Origin of the sequence: Treponema putidum, assembly GCF_000755145.1 — a bacterium.
Classification (GTDB): domain Bacteria; phylum Spirochaetota; class Spirochaetia; order Treponematales; family Treponemataceae; genus Treponema_B; species Treponema_B putidum.
Window position 1 is genome coordinate 72,257 of record NZ_CP009228.1, and the last position, 24,751, is coordinate 97,007.

The 24,751-nt window shown below is 39.7% G+C and carries 16 protein-coding genes and 1 pseudogene; 4 read left to right on the forward strand and 13 right to left on the reverse strand.

Annotated elements, in window-relative coordinates; translation table 11 throughout:
• Positions 1-216: 216 nt before the first annotated feature.
• Positions 217-2,229, reverse strand: coding sequence for a sigma-54 interaction domain-containing protein (locus tag JO40_RS00340; protein WP_044977303.1), 2,013 nt, complete (start codon positions 2,227-2,229; stop codon positions 217-219).
• 119 nt (positions 2,230-2,348) lie between these two features.
• Here JO40_RS00340 and JO40_RS00345 point away from each other — a divergent pair, with 119 nt between their 5' ends.
• The 3 genes from JO40_RS00345 to JO40_RS00355 all read left to right on the forward strand — a co-directional run bounded on the left by JO40_RS00345 (position 2,349) and on the right by JO40_RS00355 (position 4,723).
• A complete protein-coding gene (locus JO40_RS00345; RefSeq protein WP_044979638.1) occupies positions 2,349-4,142 on the forward strand; it encodes a tetratricopeptide repeat protein in 1,794 nt (597 codons plus the stop codon).
• A 68-nt stretch (positions 4,143-4,210) separates the two neighbouring features.
• The gene (gene rd, locus JO40_RS00350; protein ID WP_044977304.1) at positions 4,211-4,369 is read left to right on the forward strand and encodes a rubredoxin; all 159 of its coding nucleotides are present in this window, start codon (positions 4,211-4,213) and stop codon (positions 4,367-4,369) included.
• A 69-nt stretch (positions 4,370-4,438) separates the two neighbouring features.
• A complete protein-coding gene (locus JO40_RS00355; RefSeq protein WP_044977305.1) occupies positions 4,439-4,723 on the forward strand; it encodes a hypothetical protein in 285 nt (94 codons plus the stop codon).
• A 110-nt stretch (positions 4,724-4,833) separates the two neighbouring features.
• Here JO40_RS00355 and JO40_RS00360 read toward each other — a convergent pair whose 3' ends face one another.
• The 9 genes from JO40_RS00360 to megL form a co-directional block, all read right to left on the reverse strand.
• Positions 4,834-5,517 (reverse strand): P-loop NTPase family protein, encoded by a 684-nt coding sequence (locus tag JO40_RS00360; protein WP_044977306.1) that lies wholly within the window; start codon positions 5,515-5,517, stop codon positions 4,834-4,836.
• A gap of 12 nt (positions 5,518-5,529) precedes the next feature.
• Positions 5,530-7,617: an elongation factor G gene (gene fusA / locus JO40_RS00365; protein WP_044977307.1), complete on the reverse strand. Its 2,088-nt coding sequence runs from the start codon at positions 7,615-7,617 to the stop codon at positions 5,530-5,532.
• 313 nt (positions 7,618-7,930) lie between these two features.
• Positions 7,931-8,401 (reverse strand): 30S ribosomal protein S7, encoded by a 471-nt coding sequence (gene rpsG, locus JO40_RS00370; protein ID WP_044977308.1) that lies wholly within the window; start codon positions 8,399-8,401, stop codon positions 7,931-7,933.
• Between the two features lie 9 nt (positions 8,402-8,410).
• Entirely contained in the window at positions 8,411-8,785 is a 375-nt protein-coding gene (rpsL, locus tag JO40_RS00375; protein ID WP_044977309.1) for a 30S ribosomal protein S12, read from the reverse strand.
• 151 nt (positions 8,786-8,936) lie between these two features.
• Positions 8,937-9,290, reverse strand: coding sequence for a nitrous oxide-stimulated promoter family protein (locus JO40_RS00380; protein WP_044977310.1), 354 nt, complete (start codon positions 9,288-9,290; stop codon positions 8,937-8,939).
• On the reverse strand, positions 9,265-9,684 hold the full coding sequence (locus JO40_RS00385; protein WP_044977311.1) for a YbaN family protein: 420 nt from the start codon (positions 9,682-9,684) through the stop codon (positions 9,265-9,267). Before JO40_RS00385 ends, JO40_RS00380 begins: the two co-directional genes overlap by 26 nt.
• A 294-nt stretch (positions 9,685-9,978) precedes the next feature.
• A complete protein-coding gene (gene nifJ, locus JO40_RS00390) occupies positions 9,979-13,584 on the reverse strand; it encodes a pyruvate:ferredoxin (flavodoxin) oxidoreductase (RefSeq protein ID WP_044977312.1) in 3,606 nt (1,201 codons plus the stop codon).
• Positions 13,553-14,257 (reverse strand): aspartate/glutamate racemase family protein, encoded by a 705-nt coding sequence (locus tag JO40_RS00395; RefSeq protein ID WP_044977314.1) that lies wholly within the window; start codon positions 14,255-14,257, stop codon positions 13,553-13,555. The genes nifJ and JO40_RS00395 overlap by 32 nt, the downstream gene beginning before the upstream one ends.
• Before the next feature lie 76 nt (positions 14,258-14,333).
• Complete coding sequence (megL, locus tag JO40_RS00400; RefSeq protein ID WP_044977315.1) at positions 14,334-15,539, reverse strand: methionine gamma-lyase; 1,206 nt, start codon at positions 15,537-15,539, stop codon at positions 14,334-14,336.
• Between the two features lie 191 nt (positions 15,540-15,730).
• Here megL and JO40_RS00405 point away from each other — a divergent pair, with 191 nt between their 5' ends.
• Positions 15,731-16,615, forward strand: a complete 885-nt coding sequence (locus JO40_RS00405) for a DMT family transporter (RefSeq protein ID WP_044977316.1) — start codon at positions 15,731-15,733, stop codon at positions 16,613-16,615.
• A 269-nt stretch (positions 16,616-16,884) separates the two neighbouring features.
• Here the strand turns inward: JO40_RS00405 and JO40_RS00410 are convergent, their stop codons facing one another.
• The 3 genes and pseudogenes from JO40_RS00410 to JO40_RS00420 form a co-directional block, all read right to left on the reverse strand.
• The gene (locus JO40_RS00410; RefSeq protein ID WP_044977317.1) at positions 16,885-18,246 is read right to left on the reverse strand and encodes a Na+/H+ antiporter NhaC family protein; all 1,362 of its coding nucleotides are present in this window, start codon (positions 18,244-18,246) and stop codon (positions 16,885-16,887) included.
• A gap of 160 nt (positions 18,247-18,406) precedes the next feature.
• On the reverse strand, positions 18,407-18,562 hold the full coding sequence (locus tag JO40_RS00415) for an ankyrin repeat domain-containing protein (RefSeq protein WP_044979639.1): 156 nt from the start codon (positions 18,560-18,562) through the stop codon (positions 18,407-18,409).
• A 1-nt stretch (position 18,563) separates the two neighbouring features.
• A pseudogene (locus tag JO40_RS00420) lies at positions 18,564-24,123 on the reverse strand (alpha-2-macroglobulin family protein).
• Positions 24,124-24,751 lie beyond the last annotated feature (628 nt).

Sequence of the window (24,751 nt, forward strand, 5' to 3'; positions counted from 1 at the left end):
TTTTATAGAAACAAATAAATCAATAAATGGGATGCTTAACCCAATTAACCCATTTCAATCCCATTAAATATTAAGGACATCTCTATTCCGAAGGATTCTAAGCAAACCCAAAAAGTTTTTTTAAAAATGACAATAAAAATGCGTTTACTAGACAATTTATAAAAAAACTACTAAAATAAAAAAAATATGAAGGAACAGAGTCCTAAATCATCACTATCAAAAGTCTAAACTCCTAAGATACTTGATACCCCTATCGGTTATTTTTGTGCCGCAGCGGCCATCATTTACATATATAAAGCCTTTTTTTTCAAGAGATGAAAGAATTTTTCGTATCATATTTTCTGAAATACATAAATCATCAGCCCTGCATTTTTCTAAAATTTTTCTTCTTCCGAAACCTAAAGGGAGAGCCGCTTCCAAAAGTTTAAGAATGTAAATTTCTTTTTCCTTGCATGACAAATCTCTTAACAAACCTAACGGTTCAAAATCTCTGATATATTTAGGCAAGTGTTCAATTTCAATTTCTTTTTCATCCAAATATTTTAAATATTCAAGAACATTATAAAGCTCCCTTATGTTTCCTTCCCATCGGTATTTTAAAAAAAACTCTTTAACGCGCGGCGACAGTGTAAAATCGGCTTTTATTTTATCCATAATGGTATAAGCTATAAGTAAAACGTCCTCTTCTCTTTCTCTAAGAGGCGGCACCTCGATAGGTATCGTATTCAATCGGTAATATAAATCTTTTCTAAATTTATTCTGAAAGGTGAGTTCTCTAATATTTTCATTGGAGGCAGCGATTATCCTTACATCTATTTTTATTATACGGTTCCCGCCTACTCTCATTATCTCTTTTTCTTGAAGAACCCGTAAAAGTTTTATCTGAAGATTAGCACTCATTCCTTCTATTTCATCAAGAAAAAGAGTTCCTCCGTGAGCATATTCAAAGAGCCCCAGCTTTCCGCCCTTTCTGGCTCCCGTAAAAGAACCTTCAACATAACCGAAAAGCTCGCTTTCCAAAAGGCTGTCCTGAAAGGCAGCACAGTTCAAAGCAATAAACGGCATAGAAGCCCTTTTTGATGCTTTATGAATGGAATGGGCAAAAAGCTCTTTCCCCGTACCGCTTTCGCCGGTTAAAAGGATTGAAGCATCGGAGAGGGCGGCTTTCTTTGCAATCTCTTTTATTTTGGTAATGGACGCACAGTTTCCGATTATGTCTTGAAAAGAGTATTTTGCGGTATGTCCTTTTTTCATAAGCTGCATCCTAAGGCGGTGCTGCGTTTTTTCCGTTTCACTGAACAGTTGGAGCAAAATATATTTTCCGGCATATTCGTTTTCCCAAAAAAAAGGGATAACGGTTAGAACAAAGTTAGAATTATGAATGCGGATAATCTTTGAGATTTTCTTTGTAGTATTTTCTTCTTTTAAGTGTTCAAAGATACCGGTTAAGGCCGTTTTAAAATTGCCGTTTATAAGTTCAAAACGGTCAATGTTCATTATTTTAGAAAAAGCATTGTTACATACGAAAATCTTTCCTTCCGCATCGATTCCTATAACGGCGACATCAAGGGATTCTATAAGCATTTGATACGTATTTTCGATACTTAAATTTTTGTTTGTGAGCGTTTCGATACTGTAGCTCCGTTCGGCCAACTGCGATATATAATTTTCATATTTTTCGCTTTTTAAAATTTCCCGCCTGCCGAGTTTAAGAATTGTTTCGGTAACCGTATTTGCGTTTAAATACCTGTTCCCCAAATCGATTACGGTTTCAATATTTTTAGGAACAAACCTCTGCTCGCCCGGCGTTACAGCCAAAGCCGCTTCCGGTATATTCTTTTGCCCGGGATAACATGGGTAAAAGTTGATGTTTGTAACATCCAAACGGTACAAATCGGAAATAGTTTCCAGAGCCATTTTTTTACTTAAATTTACAAGTAAGGCCTTTGTTCCGGCAGTTAAGGCTTTTAAACGCTCAATGTCTTGTTGTTTAAAAGTAAGCCTCACCAGCACAGCCTTGTCTTTGTCGATATTCGACATAACATAATCAAAATATTTACTGGAAGTTGTGGCGACAAGGTACACATCCGCTTTTTCGGGTAATACAAAATTATCGGATTCGACGCTTTTTGTTTTAATAAATACCGAATCTCCGAATATTTCAAACAGACAGTTTTTGTAGAATTTCGCCACAAGAGACGATATGGTAAGAATAAGAATTTTTTGCATTTTTCCTCCAATCACTAAAATAATGCTATCATAGCTTAAAAAAAATTTGCAATGAAAATTCTCAATTAAGATTGCTAAAAGATATTGGCAATCTTATTAAAATATATTATAATAAAAGCGTGAGCTTTTACTTAAAAAAAACAACAGTCAAATTTTGTTCTCTACTGTATTTTACGATTCTAATATGCTGTATTACCTTTTTTTCGTGTGTAAGTACAAAATCGGCAGCTGATGACAGCAAAATAGCTACAATAGAACAAAACGGGAGTAATTTAAAACCCATAGGAGAAGGAACAATTCTCTCCCTTCCCGGAAAAAATGAGCTCGCCGAAAAGAGGCTTGACGCTAATCTTGCTGCCCTAATAGAAAAAGGAAGCCCGGCAAGTTTAAAGGAAGCAGTCCTTTATATCCAAAATGACAGCAAAGGCCTCACAAACGAAAATAAGCTTTATCTTAAAGTCATCGCCGATATTATGTATCTGGTTTATCCCCTTGAAACAAACGGTATAAAACCGCCGGTATCCAATGAAGATGACCCCTATTTAAAAGCTCTAAGAGATGTAAAGACCGGAACTTATCCGTCCGGGACCAAAAAAGACGGGTTTTTAAGTCTTATAATACCGGCTCTTATTTTAACCTATGAAGATTTTTCCGATGCGGCGCTAAAACCCTATGCGGATGACATAGAGGCAAGACTCCGTTCAGCCCAAGAATTAAGACCGGAATCCGTATTGCCCTATTACCTTTTAGCCTTACTAAAAGAGAAAACAAACAGCCTTACAGAAGCCGTCAATTTATATCAAAGGGCATGGAAGATTGACTCTTCATGCTACCCTGCGGGGTTTAAATACGGAAATTTTGCAGCAGAATCGGGTAACGGAAACGAAGCCCTAAAAATAGCCGATACTCTCAACTCCTCATACAATGACAACACGGAAGTTAAGCTCTTATATGCTAAAGCCTATTTAGCAAAAAATGACTTTGACAAGGCTTCCGAAAATATTATATTCGTTCTAAAAAAAGAACCGGAAAACATTTCAGCATTGCTTTTGCGCGTAAAAATCTTAATAGAACAAAAAGAATACTTAAAGGCAAACGCCCTTTTAGATGCTTATTCCACAAAGAATAAAACATCAAAAGATTATCTTTTATACCGTGCACGGCTTACAAGGGAATGGAATAAAAATCTTATCCGTTCCTCAGAATTTTTAACTGAGGCTTATAAATACTATCCTGAAGATTTTAATGTTCTATTATCCTGTGCGGAAATTTGCTTTGAAGCCTCAATAAAAATCGATAATAAGACTGCCGATTTTTTTATCAAAAAGGTCTTAGACGGTTATCCCGAAAACACGGCAGCTCTTGCACTCTTGGTAAAAAACGATATAAATAACGGAAGATGGAATCAAGCTGTAAATTCGGCTGAAGATTTAGTCAACAAATATCCTACAGACTCTAACAAGGAACTTTTATTAACAGCATATCTAGGGGCAGGTCAATCTACACAAGCCTTAAACCTTGCAAAACAGCTTTATACAAATACAAAAACTCCTTCAAATGCCTTTATAAACCTTTATATTAATTCTTTATACGCTGCAAAAGATTACCAAAGCATAAATCAAATCATAAATCAAAAACTTAAAGGAGCCGATTCGGAGCTAAAATCAATCTTATATTATTATAATGCAAAATTGGTGCAAAGTAATGATACGGAGTACTTAAACTTTTTACAATCAAGTCTTTTATCCAATCCAAGAAACAAAGATTCTCTTTTTGCGATGTATGAATGGTATTTAAAAACTAAAGATTATAAAAAGGCAAAATATTATCTTGGCCAAGTCGTTGCTTTAGATCCTTCAAACAAGAATATAATCAATTTATCCGAAAATCTAAATAAATTACTTGCCGATTAAGTAAAAATATTGTATTATGTATAAAGCAATATGGTAAATCATAAAGACATAACTTAAGGAGTATGATTATGGACAAATATGTATGCGATTTGTGCGGATATGTGTATGATCCGGCTGTCGGCGATCCTGATGGAGGAATTGCACCCGGAACGGCATTTGAAGATATACCTGATGATTGGGTATGCCCACTTTGCGGAGTAGGAAAAGAAAGCTTTACAAAGGTATAATGCCGATAAAATCCAAAACGGAGCCGGTCTTTAAAATAAGATCGGCTTTATTTTATACTTGGAGATGTTATGGAAATAAACGATTTTATAAATACAATAGGATATGACGGAAATTCAGCCATAGTAGATAAGGCAAGACTTTCTAAAAATTCAAACAAGGACATTGATAAACTATTGGAAAGCGGAGCATTCCGTGCAGCTGCGGCCTATGCGGTTTATACCGAATCGGACGAAGACCTCCAAAAAGTAGCGGATGAATATAACAAACTTTCCAATTCAAATTATAAGAAAGAACAAATTAAAAGGCTTTTCGGTGTATCAAAGGTTGAAGTAAAAAGGAAATTAGTCTGGTAAACCTGCTCTTATACTCTTTATAATCAACAGAAAATAAAAAAGCCGTGCAGGGCAAACCTTTCACGGCTTTTTGTATAGACACTCTAGTCTTATAAAATCCAGTAGATGACTTATTTTTCGCTCAAAAGCATGGTTCTGGCATCAAAAGAAGAACCTGTATCTGAAGCTCCATTTCCATGCTCTTTTAAGGCCCTTATCCTTATAAAATCTCCGTCATTTTCAAGATATAAAAGTACGTCAATATCGTCAATATATTTTTTCAAGCTCTCATCAACTTCAAATGAAGTAACATCTGCCGCAGCCGTATACCAAACGGCAATACCCATTTCTTTAGCGAAGGCCTTCATTTCCTTCATTGCCTCAGGCAGGGCTTTGGCAAAGTTAAAGTCATCAATCATAACTACTGACGGCTTTGAACCACCCTCAGACAAAGCTCTGATTGTCTTTAAAATCTGGGTAGTTCTCACAGTGTCTTGATTAAAGTTTAAGACAATCCTCTTTGCAAAAGCCTGGGCCTTTACTTCCTTAGCATTACCGAGATTCTTTTTCTTTGCAAGCTCGTTAAACATATCGTTATACCAAGTTATGGCATAGTCTACATGCTGACTGAACGATATATGAACAACAGGCTTGTCCTGTAAGAGTTTATCCAAACCGAACTGAACCAAAATAGATGTTTTTCCCACACCTTTTTTTGATGTAACAACACCTACCTCACCTGCTGCCAAGCCGCCGCCGAGGGCTTTTTCAAGTTTTCTCATCGGGCTTTTTTCAATCAAATCTTCTTTAAGCATTACAGAGCCTCCTTATTTTTTTTCTGCAAGCCGTTTAGCTTCGTATTCTTTTATCAGTTCTTCCGAAATACTTGCCGGAGCCTTGCCGTACTTGGCAAATTCCATAGAGTATTCCGCCTTTCCCTGTGTTGAAGAACGCAGGATGGTAGAAAACCCGAACATTTCGCTTAACGGAACTTCGGCATCTACACGGGTAAAATTATCATCCTCCGTTGATGAAACAATAATTCCGCGTCTTTGATTTATAAGACCGAAGATATTACCTTGGAATTCCTGAGGTCCCTCTATGGAAACCTTCATGATGGGCTCAAGGATGGCCGGTTTTGCAGCCTTATAAGCCTCACGGAAGGCACCGATTGCAGCAGCTTGGAAGGCCATATCCGAGGAGTCTACAGGGTGGGACTGTCCGTCATTTATGGTAATTTTAGTTCCGACAATGGGGAATCCGATTAGGGTTCCTTTCTTAACGGCCTCTTTAAAGCCCTTATCGCAAGAAGGTATGAATTCCGAAGGAATTGCGCCTCCCTTTATCTGATTGTCAAACTCGTAATCTTTTTCGGTAATGGGTTCAATAAAGCCCGCAACACGGCCGAACTGACCTGAACCGCCGGTCTGCTTTTTATGCGTATAGTTAAAGTCTGCCCTCTGGGTAATAGCTTCACGGTAAGCAACCTGAGGCATACCGGTTTCAACATCACACTTGTATTCCCTCTTCATTCGTTCAATATAAACTTCCAAGTGAAGCTCACCCATACCCTGAATAATGGTCTGGTTCGATTCCTTGTCTACATAGCTTCTAAAAGTGGGGTCTTCTTTTGTAAAACGGTTAAGAGCCTTAGACATTTGATCGGCAGCCTGCTTGTCTTTCGGTGTAAGAGAAAGAGATATAACGGGATCAGGAACGTACATGGAACTCATTGCATAGTTTAGGTTTCCTCCGCAGAAAGTATCACCTGAAGCGCAATCAATACCGAAGAGAGCTACAATGTCGCCGGGCCCGCCTTCGTTGATGTCTTCCATGGCTGCCGAGTTCATTCTAACTAAGCGTCCAACCTTAAACTTTTTTCTGGATCGGGTATTAAAGAGCTCTTCACCTTTTTTCAAAGTTCCCTGATAAACTCTGACATAGGTAAGCTGGCCGTATTTTCCGTCTTCAAGTTTAAAGCCCAATGCAACTACGGGAGCATTTTCATCCGTACCAAGAACTACGGGCTTTTCATTATCGTCTAAATTTAAAGCAGTATTTTCGATTTCAGTCGGATCGGGGAGGTAATAACCTACAGCATCTAAAAGAGGCTGGATACCCTTATTTTTATAGGCTGAACCGAGGAAGACAGGTACAAACTGCTCTGCGAGAGTTCCCTTTCTGACGGCAGCTCTGATCATTTCTTCGGTTTCGGTACCCTCCAAAAAGGCTTCAGCCAATTCATCCGAGAACATTGTTGCGGCATCAACCATTTCTTCCCTATATTTTTGAGCATCGGCTAGAAGATGCTGAGGGATTTCAGCCATTCGGATTTGCGTACCGTTTTCACCTTCAAAATACATAGCCTTCATTGTAACAAGGTCTACAACACCTTCAAGTTTGTCTTCCAAACCTATGGGAATCTGCATCATGTAGGCATTAAGCCCGAGCTTCTCCCTAAGCTGCATTCTAACCTTAAAGGGATTAGCACCCGTTCTGTCGCACTTATTTACAAAAGCAATACGGGGAACATGGTAGCGTTTTAACTGCCTATCAACAGTGATAGATTGGGACTGAACGCCTCCAACCGAACAAAGCACCAAAATAGCTCCGTCCAAAACACGCAAGGAACGCTCAACTTCAATTGTGAAATCTACGTGCCCGGGAGTGTCAATTACGTTTACCGTATAATCCTTCCATTTAACTTGAGTTGAAGCTGACTGAATCGTGATACCGCGTTCCTTTTCAAGCTCCATATTATCCATCGTAGCACCCACACCGTCTTTTCCGCGTACTTCATGTAAAGCATGAATTCTATCACAATAAAAAAGAATTCGTTCAGAAAGAGTAGTTTTACCGGAGTCGATGTGTGCACTAATACCGATATTTCTCATCTTAGAAATATCATTACCCATAATCAATACCTCATCTTTATAGATTTTTAGGAGGAAACAGGCAGTTCCTCCTAAATTTTTTTACAAAAACCGAAAAGTTTTTCATACTTTTCAAAATATAAGACATTCGAGTATAATAAAAAAAACAATAATATACAAGAGGGTCGATTAAAAATGTACATCCAGAGTACAGTTTTAATCTTAGAGTTTGGAACCATGGACATCCTGAGTCCATTTATGAATGTACATCCTGAGTATATTTTTCATCCGCCGTCCATGCGGATATAAAATATTTACAAAAAAAGGGAGTCCGTAGTATGAACTCCCCTTTGTACTACCATCTGAAGTGAGCAAAAGCCTTATTTGCTTCGGCCATTCTGTGAACTTCTTCCTTCTTTTTAAAAGCGGTTCCCGTATTGTTGTAGGCATCGATCAGCTCTGAAGCTAATCTTTCCGACATTTCATGACCGCTTCGCTTTCTGGCAGCTCCGATGATCCAGCGCATAGCCAAGGCTTCCCTTCTTCCTTCCGGAATGTCCATAGGTACCTGATATGTGGCACCTCCGACTCTGCGGGATTTTACTTCAACAACGGGTTTTACGTTGTCCAAAGCCTTTGAAAAAACGGCCAATGGTTCTTCACCGGTTTTTTCCTTGATTTTATCAAAAGAGTCATACATAATTTTTGTAGTAATACTCTTTTTTCCTGAAAGCATCATCCGTCCGATAAAGCGGGTAACTACCACGCTATTATATTTTGTATCAGGCGCTATAGGACGTCTTGTAGTAATTTTTCCTCTACCCATTTTCTACCCCTAGGCCTTAGGCTTTTTAGCCCCATACTTGGAGCGGCCTCGTTTTCTGTCTTCTACACCGAGAGCGTCTTTAGTACCGCGTATAATGTGATAACGTACACCCGGGAGGTCCTTAACACGTCCGCCTCTTACGAGAACAACAGAGTGTTCCTGCAAGTTGTGTCCGATACCCGGAATATAGGCGGTTACTTCGATTCCGTTGCTTAAACGGATACGGGCAACCTTTCTTAAGGCCGAGTTCGGTTTTTTCGGCGTAATGGTCTTAACGCTGGTGCAAACACCGCGTTTTTGGGGGCAAGACTGCAAAGCAGGACTCTTTGTCTTAACCGCTGCCGATTTTCGCCCCTTCTTTATCAATTGATTAATTGTAGGCATAAGCCTTATCTCCTTAATTTATCCGCCAGCACTACGGAATATCAGTGAAAACATATTATAACATAAATTTTAAAAAAATGTCAATGCCGTAAAAAAGATGTAAAAAAACTCCTAAAGCGGATGACTGACTCAGGCTGCTTTTATTGCCGTTTTAAACCGGAGGCTTTGGAGGATGTTTTTTTGCATAGATTGTATGAAAAAGATGCTTTAAGCTTAAAATAGGCCGTTTAAATAAAAGCCTCGGCCCTGCATACCGCATTACTTTTTTTATTTTTTCACGCATATCGCTTTTGTAACAATGAATAGGACAGACATTACAAAAAGGTTTTTTTTGGGCTTTTTTTCTGTAAAGACAGGTTTCAATTCTTTTAGATGCATATAAAAAAAGCTCATCAAGCTCATCATCATTCATTTCTCTTCCTTCAAAAGAGCGGTACATATCTATCATAATACCAATGAGCTTTTTTTCTTGTTCTGTTTTATCTTTTTTCAACACAGCCTGAATCTGCTTTTACTGCCGATTTTTCTTCAGCAGGAAGAGTTTTTATTTTAAAGATAAAAACATAATATTTAGCCAAAAAAACGCAGGCTATTAAAATTCGGGCGTATGGTTTAGCTGAAAAATAAAAGGCGGCAGCAAGCATGATTGAAGCAAAAGATAAAATAATAATCTTATTTTTTAAACTGATGCCTTTTTTTTCATAAAAACTTTGAATGTATTTTTTATGAAAAGACGTGCCCATAAACCATTTTTTTAACCTTTCAGAACCCTTTGCAAAGCACACAAGGGTTACCATAAAAAACGGCGTCGTCGGTAAAATAGGCATGATAATACCTATAATTCCCAGAACAAAACAAATGAAGCCTAAAATAATCCAAATGATATTTATCACTTTCATAGTATAAACCTTTAGTAAGAGATAATTTACATTTTTTTTAATTTTTATTCAAGAGGCACGTAATTGCCCGCCTCCTGTAGGCTAATTTTTAAATATGCGAGGCGAGTACTAGGAGCCGATAAAAATTAACCGGACGCTTGACAAAGAATGCACATCCTGTACATTCTTTGTCTGCGAGTTTATTACATAAACTCGTTTTTGTTTGGAACCGGCAGCATCCGTGCCGCTTTTGATACGTCGAGGATTAATTTTTATTCGAGCGACAACGTAATCGCCCGCATATTTAAAAATTAATTACTCAGCCATATGCTTATACCTATTATACCGATCCTTAGCATCTTCCTCGGCACGCTTAAATAGGACTTCGGCAACATCGGGGAAGGTCTTTTTAAGCGAGGTGTAGCGGACTTCGGAGTTGATAAAGTCTTGGAATGAAGCTGTCGGCTCCTTGCTGTCAAGCTGGAAGGGATTTTTACCTTCAGCTCTTAAGCGGGGATCAAAGCGGTATAGATGCCAATAACCGGCCTCAACAGCTTTTTTCTCCTGTTCAACACTTCTGCTCATTCCTGAGCGGAGTCCGTGATTGATACATGGGGCGTAACAGATAACAATAGAAGGTCCGTCATAGCTTTCAGCTTCTTTTACAGCCTTTACAAACTGGCTCATATTGGAACCTAAGGCAACTTGAGCTACATAGACATAGCCGTAGGTCATAAGCATTGCACCCAAATCCTTTTTGCGGATACGTTTTCCGCCTGCCGCAAATTTGGCAACAGCTGCCGTCGGAGTCGACTTTGAGGACTGACCTCCGGTATTGGAATAAACTTCCGTATCGAATACGAGGATGTTAAAGTCCTCGCCCGAAGCCATCGTGTGATCAAGACCGCCGTAACCGATATCGTAGGCCCATCCGTCTCCTCCGAATGACCAGACGCTCTTTTTGACTATAAAATCCTTCAGCTTGTAGATATATTCCAAGAGCCTGTCCGCTTCAATATTTCCCGTATTATATTTGAAGGTATGGCTTTCGGGAACCGGAAGATAGTCGGCAGCATCCGTATTCTTTACAGCCGTATTTCTAGGAGGCTGATGAGCATCGAAGAGAGCCTTAATCTTATCGCAGGTTGCGGTATTGGCTTCAACATCTTTTTTATTTTCAATCCATTCTTTAAAGAGAGGAGTAAAATCGGTTCCGACATTGAGCTCGATGAATTTTTTCATATAGTCTTCAGCCTGTTCCCTCAACTTGCGCGTACCTAGGGCCATTCCATAGCCGTAGTTTGCGTTATCCTCAAAAAGGGAACTTGCCCAAGTAGGACCCTTTCCTTTTTCGTTATAGGTAAAGCCGGCAGTAGGATAAGAGCCGCCCCATATTGAAGAACAACCTGAAGCGTTTGCTATCATCATGCGGTCTCCGAAAAGACGGGTAACAAGGGTTGCATAGGCAGTCTCACCGCAGCCTGCACATGCTCCGTGGAATTCCAAGAGAGGCTGTTTAAACTGGCTTCCCTTAACGGAGAACTGATCCATAAGACCGTGCTTTGTAGAAACATTATCAACTGCATAATCCCAGTTTTTGCTTTGAGCTTCTTCTTCAGCCAAGGGCTTCATAACAAGGGCCTTATTCTTTGCAGGACAAATATTTGCACAGTTTGAACAGCCCGTACAATCCATAACCGAAACCTGCATCCTGTACTCAAGCCCTTCAAGGCCTTTTCCGTTGGCCTTTATAGTTTCAAAGCCTTCAGGTTTAGCAGCCCTTTCTTTTTCATTAAGAAGGAAGGGGCGGATTGTAGCATGAGGACATACAAAAGAACACTGGTTACACTGAATACAATTTTCCTTTATCCAATGCGGAACTTCAACTGCAACACCACGCTTTTCGTATCGGCTGGTACAGTTAGGCATTCTTCCGTCTTCAACACCTTTAAAAGTACTTACTTTTAGAGCATCGCCTTCCTGTCTATTGATAGGAATCAAAACATTGCGTACATAGGGCGGCAGGTGAGCATTAGAGATGCGTGAATCCTCTGCATTTGCCCAAGCAGCAGGAACGGCAACCTTGTGAAGAGAGTTTACACCCTTTTCTACTGCGGCATAGTTCATATTTACGATGTCTTCACCCTTTTTGCCGTAATCCCTGACTATGGATTTTTTTAAGCTGTCAACGGCTTCTTCAATAGGAATAATTTCTGCAAGTTTAAAAAAGGCAGACTGCATAATCATATTGATTCTTCCGCCGAGGCCTATCTCCTGAGCAATACCTGTAGCATTGATTGTATAAAATTTTATCTCATTTTTTGCAATAAAACGCTTCATTTCTCCCGGAAGGTTGTCTTCCAATTCTTCGTCAGACCAAAGACAATTAAGAAGGAAAGTACCGCCTTTTTTTAAGCCCTTCAATAAATCATATTGATGAACATAGGACTGCTTTGAGCAGGAAATAAAATCGGCATCGCTTATAAGGTATGTGGATTTTATCGGCTGTTTTCCGAAGCGGAGGTGAGAAATGGTTACGCCTCCGGACTTTTTACTGTCATAAGCAAAATAGGCTTGGGCATACATACCTGTGCTGTCGCCTATAATCTTGATAGCGCTCTTATTTGCTCCGACCGTTCCGTCCGAGCCGAATCCCCAGAATTTACATCTGATTGTTCCTGAAGGTTCGGTCTTAATTTCATCTAAAATAGGAAGACTTAAATTGGTTATATCATCTTCAATTCCTACGGTAAAATTGTTTTTAGGAGCATCGGCTTTAAGATTGTCGAACACGGCCTTTACCATTGACGGCGTAGTATCTTTAGAAGCAAGTCCGTATCTTCCGCCTACTATTAAAGGTTTATTGGGCACATCAATGTAAGCACCGAGTATGTCCAAATGAAGGGGTTCGTAAAGAGCACCCTTCTCTTTTGTTCGGTCAAGAACGGCAATCTTTTTTACCGTCTTGGGCATTACATCAAAAAGATATTTGGGCGAGAACGGACGGTAAAGCCTTACCTTTATAAGGCCGACCTTTTCTCCCTTGGAAACAAGATAGTCAACGGTTTCTTCGGCTGTCTCGGTTATAGACCCCATAGCAATGATTACACGTTCTGCATCGGGTGCTCCATGATAGTCGAAGGGGCGATATGTTCTTCCCGTCAATGCCGAAATTTGCTTCATATAATCGGCAACTATTTCTACAACATCGGTATAGAATTTATTGGAGGCTTCTGCAGCCTGAAAATAAACATCGGGGTTTTGGGCGGTACCCTTGGTAAATGGGTGTTCAGGATTCATTGCCGTGGTGCGCCAATCGTTTAGAGCCTTCCAATCAAGCATCTTTGCAAAGTCTTCATAGTCGATGAGCTCAACATTTTGAAGTTCATGACTTGTTCTAAAACCGTCAAAGAAGTGCAGGAAAGGGACTCTTCCCTTTATTGCGGCAAGGTGGGCAATACCGCCGAGGTCGATAATTTCCTGTACCGAACCGGAGGCGAGCATACCGAAACCTGTTTGGCGGCAGGCCATAACGTCTTGATGATCGCCGAAAATAGAAAGGGCGTGGGCCGAAAGGGCTCTAGCCGATACATGTAAGACTCCCGGTAAAAGCTCACCTGACATCTTGTACATGTTGGGTATCATAAGTAAAAGCCCTTGACTGGCCGTAAAACTTGAAGCTAAGGCTCCGGCAGAAAGGGCACCGTGCATTGAGCCGGCGGCTCCTGCCTCGGATTCCAATTCCGAAACAAGAACAGTCTGACCGAAAATGTTTTTTCTTCCGTTGGCAGCCCATGAGTCAACCAACTCGGCCATATCTGAGGATGGCGTAATCGGATAAATGGCGGCTACATCGGTAAAGGCGTAGGCTACATAAGAAGCCGCATTATTACCGGTCATTGTTTGAGTTTTCTTTTGCATACTCTTTTTTCTCCTTGGTATGTAATATTGTTTCCAGCATTTTTTCTGCCGGGTCTATAATTCTAATTGAAGTATGTTTTTGAAGTTCATTTTTTATATATGGAAAATGGGTGCAGCCTAATATCAGGCTGTCTATTTTATAATCGTTTATCTCGATATTTTCAAGGTAGGATAAAAGGCCTTTAAGGTTTAAAAGCCTTACTATTTCAGCCGGAATAAGCCCCTTTTCAATGAGCTGTACTATACTCATATTCCCTATAGGAATGGTATTTTTTTCTCGGTTATATTTTTGAATAATTTTATCGATTGTGTATGCGGCTAATCCGTTTGCAGCTAAAATAGCTATGTTTTTACAATCTTTAGGAAGATTTTTATATGTATCAAGCGGGCTAAAAATTTGAATGTTTAAAAGTTTTTGTATTTTTTCGTAATCTATGGCAGAGCTTAAAGAATTGCAATATATGACAATAACATCAATGCCCTTTTTTATAGCCTCATTTGATTTTGTGATAAAAAAATTTTCAAGGGCTTCTTGCGAGAAATATTGTAATTGTGACTGTTCCTCACAGGTACTCGACATAGGAACCGCAAAAGCTTCTATGCCTCTTCTTTCCAGAAGTTCAACTCCCATTCGGGTATCTACTGCAGTTCCGGCAAATACGGCTGCTTTCAAAAAACAAGATCCTCCATAATCTTTACAGAATGAACACCTCTAAAACCCAACAAAATTTTAGAGGTGTTCTTGAGATTTATTTAACAAGTTTATCTAAGGCTTGTTTTAAATCGGCAATAATGTCTTCCGCATCTTCAAGACCGACAGAAAGACGTACCAAACCTTCGGCAATATCCGAAGCGGCTCTTTCTTCCGGAGTATATGGAGAGTGAGTCATACTTGCAGGATGCTGAATAAGGGTTTCGGCATCGCCTAAGCTTACTGCAATGGTTGCAAATTTAACCGAGTTTATAAGGGTTTTACCGGCTTCCAATCCGCCCTTAACGGTAAAGGCAATCATAGCTCCGCAAAGCTTCATCTGTTTTTTTGCAAGTTCATATTGCGGGAAGGATTTAAGGCCCGGGAAGGCGATGGATTCAACAGCCGGGTGTTTTTCCAAGAACTCTGCAACTTTTTGAGCGTTGGCGCAGTGCTTTTCCATGCGGATATCGAGTGTTTTCATACCTCGGCCTATCAAGTAGGCTTCAAAGGGCCCCAATGTAGAACCAGTCATATCTTTAACACCTACAAAACGTACCTGATCGATGAATTCTTTTTTTCCGACAACAAAACCTGCAATAACATCTCCATGTCCGTTTAGGTATTTTGTTGCAGAATGTAGAACGACGTCTGCACCTAAATCAAGAGGGCGCTGAAGATAGGGCGTCATATAGGTATTATCTACTATTACCTTACATTCGGGATTATGAGCATGAGCAATTTTGCTTATTTCTGCGATGTCACTAAGATACATGTTAGGATTAGCCGGTGTTTCCAAATAAACGATTTTTGTATTCGGTTTTAAAGCTTTTTTTACGTTTTCAGGATTTCTAGTATCGACAAAGCTTACCTCAACACCGAAGCGTGTTAGACCATGATTTAAAAATGCAAAGGTACAGCCGTAAAGAGTCTTTCCGGCAACAATATGATCACCTGCATTTACAATTGACCAAATACATGAGGTAACGGCACCTATACCGGAACTTGCAGACATACAAGCTTCCCCGTTCTCAAGGCAGGCAAGTTTTTCTTCAACAACCGTCGTTGTAGGGTTTCCCAAGCGGGTGTAGATATAGCCTTCTTCTTCTAAGGCAAATCTTCGGCCTCCCTGTTCAGCCGAATCAAACGCAAATGTTGAAGTTTGATAAATAGGTGTAGCTAAAGCACCGTACTTGTTCTTAATGCTTCCTGCATGAATCTGTTTTGAAGCAAATCCCAATTTGTCCAATTCTTTTCTGTTCATATATCTTCCTCCAAATGAAATATACGCTATGGAAGTATTATAAGCCATTTATTATATTATTGCAAGTAAAAAAAATTGAAAAATTGAAATTTTTTAGGAAACAAATATATGACACTCATACTTGATTTCATTACTATCTTAGTATATCATAATATTAAAAAAAAATCCATGTTAAAGATTAGGAAGGGATTATGTCTAATAAACTGAAATCATATTTATATGCTATTGCCGCCATTATTTTTTTCGGCTCCTCTTTTCCGTTTTCAAGATTTTCCTTAACGCATTTCGGGCCGGAAGCCTTGGGTTTTTTAAGATGCTTTTTGGCAAGTCTTGTTCTTTTAATTATGGGAAGGTTTAATAAAATTAGAGCTCCTTTTAAACTTAAGCACATAGGATTATTCTTTTTGGCGGGAGCGCTTGGGTTTGACCTATATCTTATCTTTTTTAATATGGGTATTAGAACAATCACAGCTGCAACCTCAAGCATAATAATCGCTACAACCCCTATAATGACCGCTGCAGCGGCTTCGGTTATTTATGGCGAAAAGATAAGTAAGATCGGAATCATCTCCATTTTGACGGCTTTTTGCGGAGTTTTAGTTATTATATTATGGGAAGGAATTTTGTCGGTAGACATAGGTATTTTGTGGACTGTGGCGGCAGCAGTTTCTTTTTGCGGATATAATATTTTAAGCCGAAAACTTACAAAAATGGGCTATACTTCAATAGAAATTGTAACCTATAGTATGATTTGTGCGTCTATTATTTTATCTCCTTTTTGTATTGACGGTTATAAAGAACTCATTTCTGCCGATTTTAGGTATATAGGAAGTCTTTTATACTTAGGGATTTTTACAAGTGCATTAGGTTATTTTTTCTTTAATAAGGGAATAGAATTTGCCGAAAAAACAAGCGATGTTACAAATTTTATTTTTTTTAATCCCTTGATTGCAAGTATTTTAAGCTATCTAGCCTTAGGCGAAACCTTAAATAAAGGAACGGCAATAGGCGGAACAATAATCATAGCAAGCATCATAATATTTGCTATGAAAGGCACCCCTAAGGGACGCCCCTAAGGGGCCCCCTTAGAAACACCCGTAATGGGCACCAGTAATGAGACTTCAAAGTGAATAAAAGAAGAAACCTGCCGATAAATCAACAACCCCGACGCGAGCGTCGGGGTTGTTGTTCTCATAAGGTGGTTGCAGTCGGCTTTAATACCCTTTGTTACGACGCAGAGCGTACGTTGCACAGCAACAGGGTATTAAACCCTCCGCACGAATAAAAAATCCCAAGGCTCTAAGTTTTACCCGAACCTTGGGAAAAATATTTTAAGTTATAAAACTTATTTTGCTTTAACAGCCTTCCATTCTTCAAAATTCCAAGGATGTTTTTTAATATATCCGTCGGCAAATGGGAAGAATATAGAAAGAACCAAGAAAACGCCCAGTAAAAGCTGGTACCACAATAGAGGAATAACACCTACAGGATTTACAAGACCATTTGTAAAGGAGCAGGCTATTAAAAGCTGAGCACCGTAGGGAATTAATCCTTGCATTACACAAGAAAAGGCATCAAGAAGTGAGGCAGATCTTCGAGGATCAACCTTGAATTCTTCACACATTTCTTTTGCAATAGGGCCGTCGATAATAATTGAAACTGTATTGTTTGCCGTTGCAGCATCGGTAAGAAGGGTTAGAGCACCGATACCCAGCTCTGCGGATTTTTTTCCCTTTACCATACCCTTTATTTTTTGTAAAAGCCATTCCATACCGCCTGCCTGACTTACCATATAAGCAAGTCCTCCGGTTAGCATAGAAAGCAAGAATATTTCAAACATTCCGTTAAAGCCGTCATAGATATGGTTTGTCCACTCTAATGGATTAAAAGCTCCGTAAGCCATTCCTATAATACCGGAAAAAATAATTCCGCCTAAAAGAACGGCAAATACGTTAAGACCTGCAATAGCTGCGACCAATACGAAGATATAGGGCAAGACTTTTACGATATTAAATTCCAAAGATTCAATTTGCGGAGGAACGGATGGCCTGCCGAAAATCAATAGGAGGATGATAGTTAAAATTGCGGCCGGTAAGGCTAATGCCATATTAACCCTGAATTTATCCCTCATGTCGACATCTTGTGTTCTTGTAGCTGCAATTGTAGTATCCGAAATAATCGAAAGGTTATCACCGAACATTGCTCCGCCTACCATTGAGGCTATCATAAGAGGCATAGAAATACCTGCTTTTTCTGCAAAACCGACGGCTATAGGACCTACGGCAGCAATAGTACCGACACTTGTTCCTGTTGCAATAGACAAAAAACAGCAGATAATAAAAAGTCCTGCCGTAACAAAATTCGGCGGTATTAGGGTTAAACCTAAATTTACTGTAGAATCAACACCGCCCATCTGCTTTGAAACAACCGAAAAAGCTCCTGCCAAAATATAGATGATGCACATAGTAATGATGTTTGCATCTCCGCAGCCTTTGACCAAAGCGTCGAATTTTTCATTGACTGAACCTTTGTGCATTAAAAAGGCTGCTATAATACCTACAATTACGGCAATAGGGCCCTTAAAGCCGTAAAATCCCATAGGATCGCCTTTTGCTACAAGAGTTACACCGATTCCCAGATAAACGACAACAAAGATAAGAAAGGGAACAAGAGCAACACCATTCGGTTTGAACTTAGATTTTTCCATAAAAATCTCCTCCACAAAATAAAAATTACTTTAAGCTATAAGCACAATATGTATTTATAGCTCAAGTATCCACTAGATTATCTCATAATTTTTTTGACTTGTCAATAAAAAAAAAAATATATAAATTATAAAAAAATTATTTATTTATTATTTTTTTAAACTAAAATAAATCCTTATAGCCGAATTCGGCTGCTTCCATAACAGCCGTAAAGCCGTCCTTATCCCTTGTGTTAATATCAAAGCCGTTTTGTAAATAAGTTGTTATAAGTTTAACATCATTCTTTTTTGCGGCTTTTATAAATTCGGCTATATTCATACTAATCAAACGCCTTTACCCTTGTGCCGGGGAGGACTGCCCTATAAGCATAATCGTACATAGCCTCGACAAAGATTGCCGGCATATAGTATTCTCCTCCGTATGTTACGGTTCCCGTAAACTCAAAGTTCTTTGTGCCGTAGCCGCCTAAGGCAAAATGAGTATAAATATGAGTATCCTTCAAATCTTGAAAGTCATATAGGCGGTTTGTGCTGCGCCTGTCTTCCGAATCCGTATCATCGTCGCCTCCGAGCCTTGTGTTTGTAATTTCCCAGCCTGTCGGAATGGGGATTGAAAGGGTAAGGTTTTCAAGAGTACTTTGGGTCTTATTGTCGACTCTTACCCTCATCTTAAACCTCTGTCCTTTTTTTAGGGTCTCAGGCGAGACTTCTTGATCATCCTCGTTTTGATAGATGACCGAAAGTTTTAAGTTTTCTTCGATGCGGGTTTCGCTTCCCGGATTAAGCCTTCCTGCCGTATTTATTGCGGCAAAGATAGGCGTATTCCCGGTATTCTTAATTTCCATCTTTTTTGCCGTTTCGGTATTTACCGGAATATTATGGAGTTTTGATGTATTGTTCAATTTGTCCTTGATTACATTTCCTTCGGTTACAATCTCATAGTTTGCACTCTTATTTTTGTCAAAGGCATAGTGAGGGGCAAGGGCTAAAAGAATCCAAGCCGTTTCCTGTGTCGAAAGCCACTCATTGCTTGACGAAATTTTAGCAAGCTTTGAAATAAGGTTTGATGTCCTTGCAGTTTCTCCGACAGTGGTATAAGCATTTAAGATTAAAGCCAAGTCTCTGATATTGGATGAAAAGTTTCCGCCCGTGCTCCTATAAACGGTGGTCGGTTCATACAGTTTTTCGAGCATTGCCTTGGCCGTACTGCTGTGGCCTGCAAGACTATAAGCATTTGCAAGGAAGGCCTTCGATACGGAGTTAAGGTTTTGTTCCATATTTTTTAAACGGTTCATTGCTCCTATATCACTCTTTCCTGCAAGGGCAAGGGTGTATAGGCGGTAGGCCTGAGTTTCCATGCCGTCCGCATAGGTGCCTGCCCAATTTTTCGCCATTTCTATCTGATGAGAAAGCCAGCTTTGATAAATGCTGTCATTTACTTCATAACCGGCTTTTTTTGCTTCAACCATAAAGTGGCCTGCATAGTTTGTAGCCCAAGAGCTTTCATATCCGCCGTCAGGCCAATAGCTGAATCCTCCCGATCTAAGCTGATAGTTTATATAGCGGTTTAGAACCGAGTTTACATTACTCTTTGCCTTATCAATCTCGGTTTGGTCTAGGGCCGTTATCGTATTTAGGTATAATTGGGGGAAGGCCTTGGAAGTTATCTGCTCTATACAGCCGTAAGGATAACCCAAAAGATAGGCCAGGCGGTTTTCAAGTCCGAGGGCGGGCATTTGAGAAATTTCTACGCTTAAACTCTTTGTTCCGTTTTCGCCCCTTAGCGGAACGGTTTTAGCAAAGGTTTTTCCGGCTTCAATATTTATAAGCTCGACTGTAGAGTATGGCGTTCCTCTGGAAAGCACATCTATTTCGGTAAAGGCCTTTGCCGTTTTTGAAATGCCTGAGGCCGAGGCTTCCGCCGTGAATTTTGCGATGCCTCCCTTATCAGTTTTTAACCTAAAAAAGACGGAAGAGTCGGAATTTGCCGGGATAGTCAACTCTTTTGTTTCGCTTGAGTTTACGGCTCCCTCGCTTTTTAAAACCACCTTTGCTTTTTTTTCGGAAGAGGTTCCGTTAAAGACTGTTACGGGAACCTCGATTGTTTCTCCTATGCCCATGGTTCGGGGGAGAGTCGGCATTACGATAAGATCGCTTTTTACCTTTACTGTTTCTTCTTTTATACCGTAGGCTCCGTCCTTTCCTGCAACTGCCATAATGCGCAAAGCTCCGATGTACTGCGGAAGATCGAATTCGATTGTCTTCTTTTCCTTTGCTTTGATTTCAAAGGGGCCGAAAAAGTAAACAACGGGTTTAAAACGTTCCGCATTTTTTGAGGTCTTATTGTCTATAAAGCCTCCTCCTCCTACCGAAAGAATCGATTCTATCTTTCCGCTGTAGGCCCCGATTACGTACTTGTAAATATCCCAAGAGGTAATTTGCGAGGACTCTTTTTTATAGAAGCTGTCCCATGGGTTACCGGTATGGAAAGCTGTAAGGCCTAATAGCCCCTCGTCTACTACGGCAACGGTAAAGGTCATGGGTCTTCCCTTTTCTTCGCTTACCGTAAACGAAACCTTGCTGTTAGGTTCAAAACTTTGTTCCGTATTTATGACCGGGTTGAGTCTTGATAATTTGTTTTCTATCATTACAGGAGTTATTCCGTACATTCTTATGGGCAGACTGTTTTTTGTCTGGCTGTGTTCCTGTATTAAACTTACGTGAGCGTAGATGTTCGGAGCCATAGAAGAATCAAGTTTTAATTTGTACGAGAAAATTTTCCCCTTGGATTTTATCCATTCTTGTTTTAAGACTCTGCCGTTTTTTTCGATTGTGATTAGGGCCTTTGCACCCTCATAACCGGGGAAGGTGATTTCGGCAGTATCATCGGCATAGTATTTTGCTTTGTCGGTTGTCAGCATGATGATTGAATCGCTTGACTCATCACTTGTTCTTCGGCTGGCCCATCCTTCCCAGTCAAAGTATACTACCTGAGCTGAGCTGTGCCCTCCGTTCGGATCTGAAACCGTAATCAAATACCTGCCCCAGTCTCCATTTGAAACCTTCATCTTAAGTTCGGCCTTTCCGCCCTTTGCCGAAATATTCCAGTTTTTTATGTGTTGAGTGTATCTTGAATTCGTATAGTTGGCACTTTCTTCGTCTGTTTCCCACCACCAATACCATTCCAGCTTATAGAGGTTTACGGTTAAGTTTACGCCTTCTTTTACGGGATTTCCCTCAGGATCTAAAACCACAAAATTTAGGGTTTGATCCTTATTGGTGTAGAGCATATCTCTATATTCATCATCGCTTTTAGGAATCTGCATTCCGACATAGCGTGAATAGGGCGAATAATCAAAGACCTTGTTTTCCGTAGAAAAGGCACCTGAAGGCTCGTATATTCTTGTTTCAAAAATTGCCCGTAGTTTTCCGGGGGCTCTTGCTTCGGATGAAAGATAAAGATTTATGTCGGCTTTTCCCGAATCATCCAAAGTACCTTCCCAAATTTTATTTGAATCTTGTTGTACGCTAAGCTCGGGATTTATAAAATTGTAGTTTTTATAGTTTTCAAAAGGTGTCCGGTTTAAAACATAGCGGGCTGAAATTTCAGCCTTTAGGCCTGAAGCCTTTGCCCCGTGAAGCCATTCTCCTCCCAGCACGGCCGGATTATAGCCTTCGGAAAAATATTTTGCTTTAGGATCGAGGTTTACAAATAGGCGGTTGGGTACAATGGTCTCAACCTTTATGCTCTTAGACCATGTCTTTCCTCCGGCTGTAACCCTTGCGTACCATGTGCCGGTTTTGTCTTGAACATCGGTTTTAGTGTCAATTCTGTAAAAGCCGTCCACAGAAGAAGTAAAAACCTTAGAATCCGCTTTTTTCCCTAAAGGATCTTCAAGATGGAATTTAACAGGAAAATCTTTTGGGAGGCTTTTTTCCAAATCCTGTAAAATAAATACAAGATGAATATCGTCCCCCGGCCGCCAAACCCCGCGTTCTCCATAAATATAGCCCTTAACTCCTTTTTTTTGAAGACTCTCCTTCTACCTGAAAATGACTTGTGGAAAGAATCTCAGAATTAAGGGGAAGCCAGTTTACGTCTCCGCTTTTTTCGGCCCTTATAAGAAAGGCATCGTTTTCGTTTTTGAGCATTAAAAGCCCGTCGCCGTCGGTTTTACCTGATTCCAATTCTTTTTGAGCAAAGTTGAATAAACTTATATTTACACCGCTCATAGGTTCGGCTGTCAATAGATCTGCTGCGCATATATATATATTTCCTTCTCTATCTTTTTTTGCCGATAAGCCTATGTTTGAAACCAAAATTCTTTTTATTGCCATACAGTAATTGCTGTAGGACGGAAGGTAAAAAGCGGGATGATTCGGGTTTTCCCTGTTTGACCAAAATTTATAACGGTCTTCATCTTCTATATCCGAATTATTCCAATAATCGGTTTCGATGTTTGTAAAGTTTTCTATTTCACTTATATCCTTTGGAAACGGAAGATGAGAAAACTCGTTGGTTTTGGAAGGGGATTCATACATGCTGTGCTTTTTTGTAAAACTTGCACGAAGCTGGAACATACCGCCGGGGAATTTTTTTACCAGCTTGCTTATATCGAGGGAGTGTTGAATATAGCGGTTTTTCATCGAACTGTTCCATTCAAAGTCGAAGCTCTGCCGCCAAACGGGTTCTCCTACTCGGTTTAGCTCATAGTCTCCATCTATGTTATTTACCTGAAAAAACTGTGTCATATTTTTATCGTAAATTTGAAAGGCTTCAAGCATGAGGCCGCTGATATTTTTGGTAGAAACAAGGACGGACATTTCCTTTGCCGGAATTATGTTTCCGGCCTTTGTAAAGCTTATTGAGGGTTTTTCCCAAGCAACCGTTACGGAAAAGTCAGCTTCGGTTTCAAGTTTTTTCCCTCTTGAATTTTTTATGCCGGGCAGTACCGATAAGCGCGTATTGTCGGGAAAAGCTCCATTTTGAGCAAAGATTTTAAGCTTGTACCCGTCAATGCCGTATCTAAAGGGAGTTTCAGGAGACGATTCAAGTTTTATAAAACCTCGTAAATCTTGCGAAGGATCAAGGGCATCCGAAAAGTTTACCTGTATTTCGCCTCCCGTTTCTTGCGAAAAAGAAGTTACCTGAAAAACCGACAGGGCTGCCACTGTAAAACTCGTAGAATTTGAGCCTTCTCCTCCGAGAGCTTCCAAATTCCATGATAGGCTCAATTCTTGAACCTGCTTTTTTCTGTTTATTTCTCTTATGCTTATCTTATATTGGTTGGGAGCGGCTCCTTGGCTAACCTTTACGGCAGGGTTTGACTTTGCATTTCCCATCTTTAAATCGGCTGTAAACATTTTTTCTATTGAGTCAAGCGTTTCAGGTATATCGGTTTCGCCTATACCTTCAAATCTAAAAACATCCTCTTTTTTTTCGTCGGGGATTAGTTCCCCCGATATAAGTTTAAACTCAGGCTGAGCTATGCTGAATGTAATACTGACTCCCTTTTTATTTTCGGTGTTTTCGAGAAGGAGTCCTACATCCAATTCCAAGTTAAGATCGGTTTTAAAGCTGTAAGCTGATGAGGGGGTAAAGGTGATTTGATTTTTACCCGCTATCGTCCATTCTCCGGAAGGCTTAGGCGTTAAAATACAAGCCTTTTCAAGATTTTCAGGGTACTTTATTTCTTCCTTAAAAATTACATTGATGGGCTCAAGCCGGTTTAAGGCTCCGTAGCTTATACTTTCAATATCATCCATTGCGTTTTGCAAGGCTTGATCATTTTTTTTACAACCGGTCATAAAAACCGATACCGACAAAACAAGAAATACAGCAGTTAAAAGCTGTTTTGATAATGAGTTTAAACTTTTCATAAACATATATTAGCACAAAATGCAAAAATTTTCAATTGAGGAAAATAGAAAAGGCAAAATTGATTAGGGGAAAAAGGACAACCCGACAGAACAGGTTTGCCTTGAAGCTGCGCCGGCTGTACCTTTCCTCCCCTAAAACAACTCCTTCCTTTACCTCGAAGCTATGCTGGTTGTTCCCGTCTGCCAAAGGGGATACCCCTTTGGAAACCCCGAACTGTTACAAAGGTTCTTAAAAAATTCCTTTGCGGTCGCTGCGGTTAAATTATCTGCCTAAATGCGATATCTTGACATTTTAAAGGTTTTAGCCTATACTCATTTTTATGGTTAAACAGCTTTTTTGCATAACATTAAATTTTTCTCTTTCCCTTATCCTGGCTTGTAATGCGTTAAAAAATGTTAGCCTAAGTTTACCCCCCCCCATTTTCTCTATTAAGTAAAATATCTCTAATTAAAGCTAGTAATATTTATTTTTCTCAATTTATAAACCGCAGGGCTGAATTTATTCGGCTTTGCGGTTTTTTGTATAAATTTATCCTATCTAAAAGGAGGGAGACTGCTATGATTTGGAAATAAAGGGATTAAGGTGCAAGATAAATTGAAAAAACGGGAGCTCTTATCCTTTGGGATA